The organism is Pirellulales bacterium (assembly GCA_035499655.1).
Lineage (GTDB): Bacteria > Planctomycetota > Planctomycetia > Pirellulales > JADZDJ01 > DATJYL01.
In genome coordinates, this window is sequence record DATJYL010000021.1 from 63,616 (window position 1) to 77,496 (window position 13,881).

General features: G+C 56.7%; 11 protein-coding genes. 9 read left to right on the forward strand and 2 right to left on the reverse strand.

What is annotated here, in order from left to right:
* Positions 1-10 precede the first annotated feature (10 nt).
* The 7 genes from VMJ32_01325 to ftsY all read left to right on the forward strand — a co-directional run bounded on the left by VMJ32_01325 (position 11) and on the right by ftsY (position 10,190).
* On the forward strand, positions 11-1,162 hold the full coding sequence (locus VMJ32_01325; GenBank protein HTQ37634.1) for a hypothetical protein: 1,152 nt from the start codon (positions 11-13) through the stop codon (positions 1,160-1,162).
* 29 nt (positions 1,163-1,191) lie between these two features.
* Positions 1,192-1,800, forward strand: coding sequence for a dephospho-CoA kinase (gene coaE / locus VMJ32_01330; protein ID HTQ37635.1), 609 nt, complete (start codon positions 1,192-1,194; stop codon positions 1,798-1,800).
* 499 nt (positions 1,801-2,299) lie between these two features.
* Complete coding sequence (gene rho / locus VMJ32_01335) at positions 2,300-3,793, forward strand: transcription termination factor Rho (protein HTQ37636.1); 1,494 nt, start codon at positions 2,300-2,302, stop codon at positions 3,791-3,793.
* Positions 3,794-4,689: 896 nt separating this feature from the next.
* Entirely contained in the window at positions 4,690-7,920 is a 3,231-nt protein-coding gene (locus VMJ32_01340; protein HTQ37637.1) for an autotransporter-associated beta strand repeat-containing protein, read from the forward strand.
* Between the two features lie 125 nt (positions 7,921-8,045).
* Positions 8,046-8,603 carry a 6,7-dimethyl-8-ribityllumazine synthase gene (ribH, locus tag VMJ32_01345; GenBank protein ID HTQ37638.1) on the forward strand — a complete coding sequence of 186 codons (558 nt, stop codon included), beginning with the start codon at positions 8,046-8,048 and terminating at the stop codon, positions 8,601-8,603.
* A gap of 86 nt (positions 8,604-8,689) precedes the next feature.
* On the forward strand, positions 8,690-9,136 hold the full coding sequence (gene nusB, locus VMJ32_01350; protein HTQ37639.1) for a transcription antitermination factor NusB: 447 nt from the start codon (positions 8,690-8,692) through the stop codon (positions 9,134-9,136).
* A 130-nt stretch (positions 9,137-9,266) separates the two neighbouring features.
* Positions 9,267-10,190, forward strand: a complete 924-nt coding sequence (ftsY, locus tag VMJ32_01355) for a signal recognition particle-docking protein FtsY (GenBank protein HTQ37640.1) — start codon at positions 9,267-9,269, stop codon at positions 10,188-10,190.
* 435 nt (positions 10,191-10,625) lie between these two features.
* On the opposite strand, the gene VMJ32_01360 is transcribed toward ftsY, so the two are convergent.
* Positions 10,626-10,994, reverse strand: a complete 369-nt coding sequence (locus tag VMJ32_01360; protein HTQ37641.1) for a hypothetical protein — start codon at positions 10,992-10,994, stop codon at positions 10,626-10,628.
* 10 nt (positions 10,995-11,004) lie between these two features.
* Between VMJ32_01360 and VMJ32_01365 the strand changes: the two genes are divergently transcribed.
* Positions 11,005-12,156 (forward strand): porin, encoded by a 1,152-nt coding sequence (locus tag VMJ32_01365; protein ID HTQ37642.1) that lies wholly within the window; start codon positions 11,005-11,007, stop codon positions 12,154-12,156.
* A gap of 654 nt (positions 12,157-12,810) precedes the next feature.
* Here the strand turns inward: VMJ32_01365 and VMJ32_01370 are convergent.
* Complete coding sequence (locus VMJ32_01370; GenBank protein HTQ37643.1) at positions 12,811-13,017, reverse strand: hypothetical protein; 207 nt, start codon at positions 13,015-13,017, stop codon at positions 12,811-12,813.
* Between the two features lie 130 nt (positions 13,018-13,147).
* Between VMJ32_01370 and VMJ32_01375 the strand changes: the two genes are divergently transcribed.
* The coding region (locus VMJ32_01375; GenBank protein HTQ37644.1) for an outer membrane beta-barrel protein at positions 13,148-13,881 on the forward strand (734 nt) is incomplete at its 3' end.

Below are 13,881 nucleotides of genomic sequence, written 5' to 3' on the forward strand. Positions count from 1 at the left end.
ACAATTGCCAATGTCGAGCCGTGTTCAAATCGTGGGATGGCTGGCGCTGATCTTGATTCTGCCGGTGTTGGGCTGCGTTTTCGGGTTGCTTTCCTATCATTACCATTGGTTTCCGTATCGTTGGGCGCACGATGTTAGGCTAATTTGGGAACATCATGATGTCCCGATTTTAAAGCAAGATGTTTCCAATGAAATTGACATCCACACAGCGCGGGACGCTGTGAAGTTGCGGCAGCGTTTATGTCAATTTCTGTGGGATTCCCCGGAGCCGCCAAAAGTGATGCCGGCCAAAGTAGGCCCCGCCACCGACCGCCGCTGCGATGCCATGAAACAATGGCTGGATCACGCCGACGAAGTGGTGTTCGAAATGGAGTATGGCCTGACATCTCACGTGTACCATTTTATTCCTCGACAGCCTAACGGCGCGCTGGTGCTAGTTCATTCCGGACATAACGTCGATTTTTTCAGCCTGCAATCGCAAATCGAAGAACTCCTGCAACACGGGTACACCGTGGCCGCGTTCTGCATGCCGTTAATGGGGTTGAATAATCAACCGATTGTCGAATTGCCCCACATTGGCCGCATGCAACTGACGACGCACGATGAAATGAAGTTTTTGCAACCGGAACATGGTCAGCCGACTAAATATTTTGTGGAACCCGTCGTGGGTTTCTTGAATTACGCAGAACAGTTTCATTACCGCCAGATTTCCATGCTCGGTTTATCGGGCGGAGGCTGGACCACGGTGATGGCGGCAGCTGTTGATCCGCGAATTGAGATTAGCTTTCCGGTATCGGGTGCGTATCCAATTTTTCTGCGTGTCAACCAAAACGATTGGGGCGATTGGGAGCAGACCTACAGCTCTCTGTATCGAACGGCTAACTATCTCGAATTGTTCTTGCTAGGTTCCTATGGACCTGGACGGTTACAGTGTCAGGTCGCGAACCGTTACGATTCTGACTGTTTTGCGGGAGATGGCTGGAGGCTCTACGCCGATGCCGTGCGCGACCGGGCCGCAGATTTGGGTGCCGGACAATGGGAGATTTTCGTGGATGAAACCCACTACGAGCACATCATTTCTGAGGCCGCCATGAATAAATTCTTAGAAACCCTGCAAATGCCCACGACGTTGAGCAAGAATGAACCGACGGGTGGACGATAGCCGCGTGTGCAGTGGTCCGTCTGTAATCCATGAAAATTCTCGGTCTCCTCGGTGGTGTGGCAAGTGGGAAGAGCACGGTGGCGGAGTTGTTCCGGCAGCGCGGGGCGGTGGTTTTGGATGCCGACAAGGCTGGTCATGAAGTGCTGCGGATGCCGGCGGTGCGGGCGGCCATTGGCGGACGCTGGGGGAGCGCGGTGATTGGCGCGGACGGGGAGATCGACCGCGCGGCCCTGGCGCGGATTGTGTTTGCACCACCGCCGGATGGCCCCCGGGAATTGGCGGAACTGGAACGGATCACGCACCCGGAAATCCGCAAGCGGCTGAAAACGGAGGCCGAGGCATTGGCCAGGCAGGGGACACCGCTAGTCGTTTTGGACGCCCCGGTGATGTTAAAGGCGGGTTGGGACAAGCTGTGCGACGCGCTAGCATTTGTCGATTGCCCGGCCGAACAGCGATTGGCCCGGGCAAAGGAACGGGGGTGGAGCGAGGCGGAGTTCCAGCGGCGGGAGGGGGCGCAAGAGCCAGTGGAGGAAAAACGTCGGCTGGCGGATTTCGTGCTGGATAATTCAGGGGACGTAAGCTATATTCGAACACAGGTCGAACGCCGCTGGCAAGCGCTTTTGAAGCCAGAAGCTTAGGAGTGGAATCTTTTCGCCTGATTGAATCGCCGATTGACGAGAAAGTCGGCGAAGGGATTCGCCTCCTACAGATAGGGCTTAGGAACACGGTTGCCAAACCGGTTGGCAATGGTTTTTTCGCTTTCGCGAGGGCCATTGTCGGCGAACCATTCTGCAGCATTCGGCTTCCCACCAACCAATCATTGGAAGACCCATCAGACAGTTTCCCCGCGCCCTTTACGGCGCAGCAGCACACGGCAATAGGCGGATGGAGGAAAACATCGTCGCCATGTCGCACATCGGCAGATCAGCACATCCTCAAAATCATATCCTATGGACAACATGAAGTTGTCGAACGCTCAATCTGGAGTCGAAATGTCCAAGAGTCGAGGTGTCAAAGAGCCGGCGGGCCGGTTTTGAGACTCTTCGACTTTTAGACTTTTTGACTCGTTTGACATCCAGTTTGGTTTGTTCAATCCACTTTTCTCCGATTCAACTCCTTCATCCCACCAAAAACGACATGTCGGAACCCAAAACGGCGCATAGCAATCGCACCCCAGGCGGCCCTCACGCCTTCGGCAATTCTCCATCGGCCGACGACCGCGCCCGCCGGACGCTGGACGAAATTGAAGCCCAACTGGAAGCGGAAGGGGAACCGCTTTCGCTGGCTGAGGAAATTGCCGAACAGGTGGACGCCGGTGAGACGGACATTGTTCACGAGCATTACGAATCCGTGAAGCAGGGGGGTGATATTCACATTGCGGAGCTGCAAAAGATGAGCACTTCGCAATTGATCGAGGAGGCGCGGAAGGAAAACTTGCCGGAAATCGCTGGGATTCGGCGGCAAGATTTGATTTTCAAGCTGCTGAAAGAGCGCGTGAAGATGAACGGGCTGATGTTCGGCGAGGGGACGCTGGAGATATTGCCGGACGGATTCGGTTTTTTGCGGAGCCCGGATTACCACTATCTTTCGTGTCCGGACGATATTTATGTATCGCCGAGCCAAATTCGGCGGTTTGGATTGCGGACGGGGACGACGGTGGCGGGACAGATTCGTCCGCCGAAGGAAAACGAACGGTATTTCGCGCTGCTGCGTGTGGAAGCCATCAACGGGGACGACCCGAACAAGTTGGGGGAGAAGATTTTTTTCGACGATTTGACGCCGCTGCACCCTGACAAGCGGATTGTGCTGGAAACCACCGCCGAAGAACAGAACATGCGTGTGGTTGATTTGATTGTGCCCATTGGGTTTGGACAGCGTGGGCTGATTGTGAGTCCGCCGCGGGCCGGCAAAACGATTTTGCTGCAGAAAATGGCCAAGGCGGTGTTGCACAATTTTCCGGACGTGTACGTCATTATGCTGCTGATCGACGAGCGGCCGGAAGAAGTAACCGACATGGAACGGCAAGTGAAAGGACCGCAGTGCGAAGTGATCAGCAGCACGTTTGACGAAGACGCGGCGCGGCACATTCAAGTGGCGGAAATGGTGATTGAAAAAGCGAAGCGGATGGTGGAATTCGGCCACGATGTGATTATTTTTTTGGACTCGATCACGCGGCTGGCGCGGGCACACAACTCGGAATGCCCCAGCAGCGGGCGGATTTTGTCCGGCGGCGTGGACGCCAATGCTTTGCAGCGGCCGAAAAAATTCTTCGGCTCGGCCCGGAAGGTGGAAGAAGGGGGCTCGCTGACGATATTAGCCACGGCGCTGATCGACACCGGCAGTCGCATGGATGAAGTCATTTTCGAGGAATTCAAAGGGACCGGCAATTTGGAAATCGTGCTAGACCGGTCGCTGGTCGACAAGCGGATTTGGCCATCGATCGACATTTCCAAAAGCGGCACGCGGCGGGAAGAGATGCTGCTTGACCCGGAAGAGCATCGCCGCATCAGCATTTTGCGGCGCGTGCTGCACGAGATGAGCCCGCCGGACGCGATGGAATTTCTGACGGGCCGGTTGCAAAAGTGCAAAACCAACGCCGAGTTTCTGATGAGCATGAATATGAAGGGGTGAGGGGCGAATAAAACGCTGGATGGAGTGTTCGTGCGCTCTAGACATGTTGCCAGATGAATTACCAGGTCGCATAAAGAAGGCATAAAGGCACTTAGTCCTTCGGAGGGGTGGACATTTGGTCTACATCCCTCTGACGTCGGGGAGTGATTTAGGAATTCTTGGTGCGCGAATATTGTGACGTACCTTTTTCGCGCGCAAGCTTGAAGGTTTTGAAATTCGCGATCATAATGTCGCCTTGATGTTCGTGCGACGTTCGATGCGGTGGCCGACGCGATCGTTCGAAGGCGAGCGGCCGTTTAACGAACTTCTAACAACCACACACGTTCGACGGCGGTTATACTCGGCGGCGATTTCTTCGCGAAATCAGAACGCTGCCATCGTGGAAAATGTGTTTTTGTGCGGCTGGCCAGGCCCGATTGGCGCCGTCCGAATTGGTAAACACTTATCTAGGACGAGGCCGTGAATGGATCGGAGACGAAGGGACCGTATGTTCTTTCGTTTCCATAAACTTTGGGAGAGACACCATGACTAGCGTGATGTACAGGATGAATGTCAAGAATACAGGAATTGCGTTTGGCCGAACGTTGCGGCGCTGGTCATTTACGACAGCAGTATTCGTTCTTGCGGCGTGGATTGTTACGACGGCGACGGCGCGGGGACAGTCGATATCGTTGACGGCGGGTAGTGGAACGTATACACAAAATTTTAACTCATATGCGGGAAGTCTGGCAACGGTTCCTGCGGGATGGGCGGTCGCTTTTAACGGCAGCCTAACCTATCAAGGTGTAGGGACCGGTACCTCAAATACTGGAGGAGCCTATGCATATGGAAGCGCGGGTAATTTTTCGTTCGGCGCGCTGCGGAGCGGTAGTAATGAACCCGGTATTACTGAAAGCGTGAGTTTCACAAACAACACCGGCGCAGTAATTGACTCGCTGACGCTCAACTGGAACTACGAGCAATGGCGATATGCCAACACTTCGGGCTGGGACCTATCTGGAACGGGAGATTTAGCAGGGAATGCAACGCTGAATAGTAAAGATTTCGCTGGCACTGGCAGCGGCAGCGGAACAAATGGCACCGTCACTATAACTTCAGTTCCTTCGTTCACACTGACAGGACTGAGTATTGCCAACGGTGATACGTTCGGCTTGAGCTGGGCTACCACCGACCAAAGTAGCTCTGACAACGGCGTTTCGATCGATGATTTTAGTTTGGCATTTACCAATCCGGGGACCGTTAACACTTACTTCTGGATTGGCAATGATAATATTTTGGGAGGCGACGGAACGTGGGATGCGTCGACAAATTCGAGTTGGTCGGCAGACAACATGACGATTGCCGCCACGACTTGGGGCAGTACCAAAACGGCACGGTTCTCGGGCGCTACGGCTGGAAATGTTACCATCAACGGCACTGTGAACGCCGCGGCGGGGCTGTACTTCACCACGGACGGATACCACCTGATTCCAGGTACGTCGGCCAAAATTGTTCTGACGGGCGCGAATGCGGCGGCGAATTCGATCAATGTTGATCCCGCAGTAACCGCCACGATTGGGACGGTGGTGGATGGCAGCGCGGGAATGACCAAAAGTGGAAGCGGCACATTGATATTGACTGCGAATAACACCTATACGGGAGGGACCGTTATTTCGCTGGGCACACTGCAGATTGGCAATGGCGGCATGAGCGGATCGATTGTGGGAAACGTGACGAACGGAGGCACGCTGGTTTTCAATCGCTCTGATAATGTTACTTACGCCGGCACGATTACCGGCGGAACGCTTACGCAAAACGGGGTGAACAGCAATTCGACGCTGATCCTAACGGGTAATTCAGCGCCATCGACTACGAACATTACTGCCGGCACCGTGCAAATCGGCGATGGCACGACACCCAACGCCGGGTCGCTGGCAGGCAACGTGAATGTCAGCGGCGGCGCGACTTTGGCGTACAATCTCCCCAGCGGCAGCTCTGATTTGACCGTGGCTGGCGCGATTGCCGGGCCGGGCAATATTGTGCAGATGGGAGGCGGAAAAGTAATCTTTACCGGAGCCTTGGGAACCAACACGACCTCGGTGAATTTGACCATCAACCCCAGTACCACGGTGCAAATTGGCGACGGCACTACCACGGGGACCGAGCTATTTGGCCCCGTGCTCAATAATGGCGCCTTGATCTACAACAAGCCGGAAAGCTTTACCCAATCGGACGCCATCACGGGCAGCGGCTCGGTGACGAAGATGGCCAGCGGCACGTTGACGGTCACGGGAAATTTTAATTACGGCGGAGGCACAACCATTTCGCAGGGCACGCTGCAAGTGGGTGATGGCACCGCGACCGGATCGCTGGCGGGGGACGTGATGGACAGCGGTGTGTTGGCGTTCAAGCGGCCCGACCCGGTGAATTTCACCGGCAACATTAGCGGCGGCGGCGCGGTAACGCATTCGGGTACGGGAGCATTGACGTTGAACCCGACCGTGAGCAATTCCTACACGGGAGGAACGAATGTGACCGGCGGCGGCATTTTACGTGCGGCGGCGAATAGCTCGTTTGGCAGTTCGACCGGAGTGCCGGTCAACATTACTAAGGGAACCGTGCTGGCGAATGCGGGCGTGAACATTGGGAATACGATCACGATTAACAGTATGGCGACGCCCAGTACCGTGATGGCTGATTGGACGTTTGAAACGAGCGCGCCTACAACAGCGGGGCCATTTGTGGCGGAATCGGGAACGAACGCGGGATCGAGCAATGCCAGCGGCTCGCACGCCGATTCGGGCGTTATGTATAGCTCTCCGTCGGGCAATGGAAGCGTCCATTCGTATAGCTCCACGAACTGGGGTGTGGGGGATTATTACCAGTTCACAACCTCGACGACGGGACAGAATGGCATCGTGTTGTCTTTCGATCAAACGAGTAGCAACACCGGGCCACGAGATTTTCAAGTGGAGTACAGCACCAATGGGTCGACTTTCTCGAATGCGGGGTCTGCTTATATGGTGGGAAACAGCGGTTGGAGCAATGGGTCGGCCACCACTTCGTCGACGACGGTTCTTGACTTAAGTAGCATTGAGGCGCTAAACAACGTAGGGACGGTTTATTTTCGGCTGGTAGATACCGACACGACGTCCGCCAACGGCGGCACGGTGGGCACCAGTGGCACGGACCGCGTCGATAATGTGATTATTGGCTCGGCGGGTTCCGGCTCTTCCACGGCAGCGCTCGGGAGCGACGCCGGCACCGGTACGACGACATACTCCGGCAATATCATCCTGAACGGCCCGGTTGTGCTGACCGCCGGCAGCGGCGGCAAGGTGTCGTTTACCGGCGCCATCAGCGGCACGGGGTCGAGCACCGTAATCAAATCGGGGGGCGGAACGGTCGAACTGAACAATCAGAGTTTCTATTCCAGTTCGACCGTCGTGCAGCAGGGTAAATTGTCGTTAGGTGTGTCGAATGCGATTAGTGGGACTCAAGCGGTGAAGTTGGACGGAGGCACACTGGCCACCGAGGGATTGGAGCAGGATTTCACCACGACGACATTAAGCGTGCTGAGCAATTCGACCTTGGACTTGAGCGCGGTCGGCCCGATGATGTCGCCGACGAACGTGAAATTTGGCGATTCGCACATAGATCCAAATACCCTGAGTCCAGCCATCTGGGGCGGCATGCTACAAGTTTCGGGATGGACATACGGCATGGACCATTTGTTTGTGGGGAGCGATCATAGCGGGCTGAATGCCAATGAGTTAAGCGATATCCAATTCGCGGATTTTGCGCCGGGGGCATCGATTAGTTCGACGGGCGAGGTGACGCCGCTGATTGGCGACATTAACCAGGACAGCCACACCGACGCGGCAGACGTTGCCGCGCTGCTGAAGGCGTTGACGAATATTACGAAATATCAAAACGATCATTCGTTCAGCTCCGCCGACGTTTCGTTCATTCTGGATGTGAACGGCGACGGGAAGGTAAATAGTGCCGATCTTCAAGCCCTGCTCCATGATTTGTCTTCCGGCGGCGGCAATCTCTCGAAGGCGGTGCCTGAACCGGCAACATGGGTGTTAGGGATGCTGGGGGCGTTGGGACTGGCGCTGAGACGGCGGCGCGCAGGAACGGCCTGATCGGACGGCCATCGGCGAGTGCCAATCTCTTCTAAATCGGCGAGTACCCAGCGCTTCATACCGGCCCCTGTCTGGCCGTGGCAGCACATTGGTCCTGTGCGCTGTGTGATATATAATCGTGTTCTATGCCAACGATTCCAAGCGATCGACACGATGCAGCCGACGGGCGATTTGCCGTGGTGGTATCGCGGTATCATGAAGCGATTACGTCGAAGCTGTTGGCGGGTGCGCTGGCAACGCTGCAAGGGGCGGGAGTGAAGGAGGAGGCGATCGACGTGGCGTGGACGCCGGGGGCGTTTGAAATTCCGCTGGTTGCCGATCAAATGGCCGGCAGCGGGAATTACGCGGCGGTGCTGTGCCTAGGAGCGGTGATTCGCGGGGCTACGACGCACGATCAGCACATAAATCGGGCGGTAAGCCTGGGAATTATGGAAGCGAACTTGCGGCACGGAATTCCGGTCTTGTTCGGCGTGCTGACGTGCGATACGGTGGAGCAAGCGATCCAGCGTGCCGGCGGCCACGTAAGCAACAAAGAGCCCACTCAAGCCGCCCAAGAGGGCAAACCCGCCGCCGGCAGCCAAGACGCCAAGCCTGTGGTCGGCAACAAAGGAGTAGAGTGTGCGACGGCGGCCTTGGAAATGGTGTCGCTGTTACGAAAGTTGAAGGAACAGGATACACCTTAGGCGATTCTGCTAAACCGCAAGCGATTGACGGCAGCGACGGACGCCAAGCCGGTTTGCGTTAAAGTCAAAATGCATCGCCACCCGCGATGATTGTCACTATGGCCAAGCGATCGAAAGCCCGCGAAGTCGCCCTGCAAGTTTTGTATCAGGACGATTTGAATGTCGGTAGCCAGAACCCGGAGAATGAGCCGGCGGATCGGGGCGATTTTTTGCGCTCGCGGCTGCAGGACGACGCGGATTTGATTGCTTTTGCGCAATCGCTGATTGACGGGGTGCGACGGAATCGGTCGGAGCTTGATGCGCTGTTGGTGCGGACGGCGGAGAATTGGAGCCTGGAGCGGATGGCGGCGACTGATCGGAACGTGTTGCGATTGGGCGCCTTTGAAATTCTGTACACCCAGACGCCGGGGGCCGTGGCCATTAACGAGGCGGTGGAATTGGCCAAGCGCTTTGGAGCGGCGCACAGCGCCCAGTTTGTGAACGGGATTTTGGACAAGTTTATTGAAGGACACGGGAAGGGGAATGACCAATGATCAAGCCCCAATGACCAATGATCAGCTGTGACGACGTTTGGTCATTGGGATTTGGTCATTGGTCATTTCCGCCGCGGCGGATCATTCGACATTCTTTTCCTCACCACTCACCCCATCACTTCCTTCCCTCATGGGTTTTTTTGCGCGAATTAAGCAGGGGTTGGATAAAACCAAGCAACTGCTGCGCACGGACATTCGCGATATTTTCAAAGGGGAAGGGCGGCTGGTCGACGAGGCGTTTCTGGAAGAATTTCGCGGAAAGCTGGTGCGCTGCGACATGGGCCCGCAAGGGGCCAATCAAATTGTCGAGGAAATTGGGACGCAGTTTCGGGCCCGCGTGATTCAGATGGACGACGCCATTGAGGTGGCGAAAAGCAAACTGAAGCAATTGATGGCCCAGGACGACGCTCCCTTGAAGATGGCGGCGAGCGGTCCGACGGTATTCATGGTATGCGGCGTGAACGGAGCGGGCAAAACCACGAGCATTGCCAAACTGGCGAAGCTGTTTTTATCGGACGGGAAAAAAGTAGTGTTGGGGGCCGGCGACACGTTTCGGGCCGCGGCGGTGGAGCAGTTGGGCATTTGGGCCGAGCGGCTGGGGGCCAGCGTGGTGAAAGGAGCGCCGAAGAGCGATCCGGCCAGCGTGGCGTTTGCGGCGGTGAAGCAGGCGATTGACACGGGGGCGGACGTGTGCATTGTCGATACGGCGGGCCGTTTGCAAACGCAGCAAAACCTGATGGCGGAGTTGACGAAAATTCAGCGCGTGATCAGCAAGCAAATTCCCGAAGCGCCACACGAAGTGTTGCTGGTGCTGGATGCGACCGCCGGCCAGAACGGCATCAGCCAGGCGCGCGGCTTTTCCGAGGCGGTCAAGTGCACGGGCATTGTGCTGGCGAAAATCGACGGGACGGCCAAAGGGGGCGTGATTGTGCCGATTCGCCAGCAATTCGGCCTGCCCGTCAAATTAGTAGGCGTGGGAGAAAAGGCGGAGGATTTGGCGGTTTTCCGGCCGGACGAATTTGTCGACGCGATGTTCGAAGGGCTGACGCCCTAAACGGCACGATTTTAATCCGCGGGATTATTCCCTATTCTTTTCCGATCCCGCAATGCTTTGCTAACCGGAAATTCTTACCAGCAATGCGACCGGCGCGATCGTTAGGGTTTATCAGTTCTCCGCTGCCGGAGCGCGCGGCGGGTGGCCGGATCGCTCTATTCGGATGGATTCCCCGAAGGATGCAGACCGATAGATTGCGCATTGCCGTAGCTTTGTAGGGGATAATCCCCTTACGAGCCGGATGCCAGCATCTGGCAACAGGACGTGAAGGATTCACGTCTGCCCACCGTGCCTTTAGGAGTCTTGCGCTATGAACTGCACGAAACTTGCAATGGTGATCGCCATGGCCGGCGGTCTGACCAGCGTTGTGACCTATGCCGATAGTACAGCGAGCTCGCCTACGCCATCGGCATACGTCTACGGCAATTACGATTACTATAATGCTGCGCAGCAAGTTGCGCCGGCCGCGCCGGCAGCTCCGGCAGCTCCCGCGGCGCCGGCGCCGGCGGCTCCTGAGACTTCGAGTGCTGGAACGGCAAGCTGTTCCGATATGGGCAGCTGCAATGCCACGGCCGCGGCGCCGGCGTGTGAAACGAGCTGCAATGCGGCTCCATCGTGCTCCAGCTGCACCGCTCCGTCTTGTGGCTGCAATTCCTGCAGCAATGGCTGCGGTTGCGGTGACACCTGTACCGACTGCAACGGCTGCTGCCACGAAAAGCTGCCACACTTGCTGCATTGCTGCTGCAAGTTGAAGCCCTGCTTCTGCTGGGACGACAGCTGCCCGTTGACTTGCCCTGACGTCACGACCTGCCACTTGTTCGACGATTGCTGCTGCCTGAAAGAAAAGGATTCGACGCTGACGGGCTGGGTGTCGGGCGGCATCATGGGCAATAGCGAGGATCCGGCGAGCCGTTTCAATGGTCCGGTGACTTTTGCCGACCGTGATGACGGCCAGTTCGATCAGGTGTATGGCATTTTGCAGCGCACCCCGGCCGACATGAGCAAGAACTGCGGCTGGTTCTTCGGCGGCGACATCGACTTTATGTGGGGCAGCGATTACATGTTTACCACCGCTGCCGGCTTGGACGGCACCAATCAGGCCAACATTCCGCGCTGGCGCACCAGCGCAAACAGCTTTGACTACGGGTTTGCCATGCCGCAGTTGTATGCGGAAACCGACTACGACGACCTGAAGATTAAATGGGGTCACTTCTACACCATCATTGGTTACGAAGTGGTGCCCGATATCGGCAACTTCTTCTACACGCACTCGTACACCATGCAATACGGCGAACCGTTCACGCACACCGGCGTGCTGGCCAGCCGCAACATCAACGACAACTGGGCTTGGAGCGCGGGCGTGGTGGCCGGTTGGAATGATTTTACGTTGCAAGACGGCGTTAATTTCGTCGGCGGCATCACCTACACCGATACAGCCTACGGCAGTCTGGCCTTCAGCATTGACACCGGCAACAATAGCACCGCGAACCTGCCGGGCGTTCGTCCGGATGCCAACCGCACGATGTACAGCATTGTGTGGACGCGCAACTTAACCAGCCGCTGGACCTATGTGTTGCAACATGACTTGGGCGTGCAACAAGAGGCGGACACCTTGACGGGAATTCACGCGGCACAGTGGTATGGCGTGAATCAATACTTGTTCTATAAGATCAATTGCTGCTGGACGTTGGGTTGGCGCGGCGAATGGTTCCGCGATGAAGACGGCTTTGCAGTCACCGGCCTGCGTCCGGGCAACCCGCTGGTTGGCAACTTCTTTGGCGGCAACTTCTATGAAACGGCGATTGGGTTGAACTACAAGCCGAACGGCAACTTCACGTTGCGGCCAGAAATTCGTTACGACGCGTTCCAATCGGATAGCCCAACGATTGGCAGCCAGGACCCGTACGACGACAACACGAAGAAAAACCAGTTTTTGTTCGGTCTGGACGCCATCTATCAGTGGTAAGTTGAGTTCGACCTTCGGCAAGGGTCGAAGCGGACTGACCTAAAGCATGACAAGCCCACGGGATAAAACCCGTGGGCTTTTTTTGCGCGCGGGTTGCAAGTCGGCATTGTTGGGCGACGCGATATAGGAGGAAAAAAGGGATTTTTGAATTCTGCCTGGCTGCAGGCTGCGGTGCAAAGTCTCAAGCACGACTGCGCCGCGTCCATCAGGTGGAGCAGGCCGGCGATAATATCTTCTGAACCGGCAGTGCTTTTGTAGCCGGAAAAGATTGCCAACGGTTCCATCGGCATGCGCGACAAGGTTTCACTTTTTGAGCAGTTATCGCGAGTGAGGGAGGAAGGAAATCGAAGGATTCGCATGAATTTCAGTTCAGGGGGGGCCGATAGCTAATCGTGGCACTGGAGCGAAGGCGAAGGCGGCTCTCTCTGCGGTGTCACCCTGCCGGACGAATCGACCTACCCAACAAGCAGGGCGTGATGGAACTCACGCCTGCCCCCCCAGCGTTCTTCATGGATTGGAGTCTTGCACTATGAACTGCACGAAATTGGCGATGGCAATTGCCATGGCCTGCGGTCTGACCACCGTAGCGGCCTTTGCCGACAACACGTCGCACTCGCTTACGCCTTCGGCTTACGAGTACGGCAATTACGACTACTACAATGCGTCGCAAGCAGCTCCGGCTGCTCCAGCCGCTCCTGCGGCGCCGGCGGCGCCGGCCCCAGCGGCTCCCGCGGCTGGCAGTGCCGACAGTAGCAGCTGCAATGCAGCGGCTCCGTCGTGTGAATCGAGCTGCAACGCGGCTCCGTCATGCTCCAGCAGCTGCAATTCGTGCAGCAATGGCTGCGGTTGCGGATGCGACACTTGCACCGACTGCAATGGCTGCTGCCATGAGAAGCTGCCTCACTTGCTGCACTGCTGCTGCAAGTTGAAGCCCTGCTTCTGCTGGGACGATAGCTGCCCGTTGACTTGCCCTGACGTCACGACCTGCCACTTGTTCGACGATTGTTGCTGCTTGAAGGAACATAAATCGACGCTGACGGGCTGGGTGTCCGGCGGCATCATGGGCAACAGCGAGGATCCGGCCAGCCACTTCAATGGCCCGGTGACTTTTGCGGATCAAGATCAAGGCCAGGCGAACCAAGTGTACGCCGTGTTGCAACGCACCCCGGCCGACATGAGCAAGAACTGCGGCTGGTTCTTCGGCGGCGACATCGACTTCATGTGGGGCAGCGATTATGTGTTCACCACCGCGGCCGGTTTGGACGGCACCTCGCGTGGCAATATTCCCCGCTGGAACACCAGCGCGAACAGCTTCGACTATGGCTTTGCCATGCCGCAGTTGTATGCGGAAACGGACTACGACGACCTGAAGATCAAGTGGGGTCACTTCTACACCATCATTGGTTACGAAGTGGTGCCCGATATCGGCAACTTCTTCTACACGCACTCGTACACGATGCAGTACGCTGAGCCCTTCACCCACACGGGTATGTTGGCCAGCCGCAACATCTGCGACAAGTGGGCTTGGTCGGCCGGTATCGTGTCTGGCTGGAACGAGTTCGACTTCACCGAAGGTGCGCAGTTCTTGGGCGGCCTAACCTACACCGACAAGGACTACGGCAGCTTAGCGTTCTCGATCGTGACCGGTAACGAAAGCACGGTCAACGTGGCCGGTGTTGGTCCTTACGCCAACCGTACGATGTACAGCTTGGTCTGGACTCGTAA

Bases quoted from the DNA above. Each gene is read 5' to 3' on its own strand.
- VMJ32_01325 (HTQ37634.1), top strand. From the start codon at position 11: ATGTCGAGCCGTGTTCAAATCGTGGGATGGCTGGCGCTGATCTTGATT.
- coaE (HTQ37635.1), top strand. From the start codon at position 1,192: ATGAAAATTCTCGGTCTCCTCGGTGGTGTGGCAAGTGGGAAGAGCACG.
- rho (HTQ37636.1), top strand. From the start codon at position 2,300: ATGTCGGAACCCAAAACGGCGCATAGCAATCGCACCCCAGGCGGCCCT.
- ribH (HTQ37638.1), top strand. From the start codon at position 8,046: ATGCCAACGATTCCAAGCGATCGACACGATGCAGCCGACGGGCGATTT.
- nusB (HTQ37639.1), top strand. From the start codon at position 8,690: ATGATTGTCACTATGGCCAAGCGATCGAAAGCCCGCGAAGTCGCCCTG.
- ftsY (HTQ37640.1), top strand. From the start codon at position 9,267: ATGGGTTTTTTTGCGCGAATTAAGCAGGGGTTGGATAAAACCAAGCAA.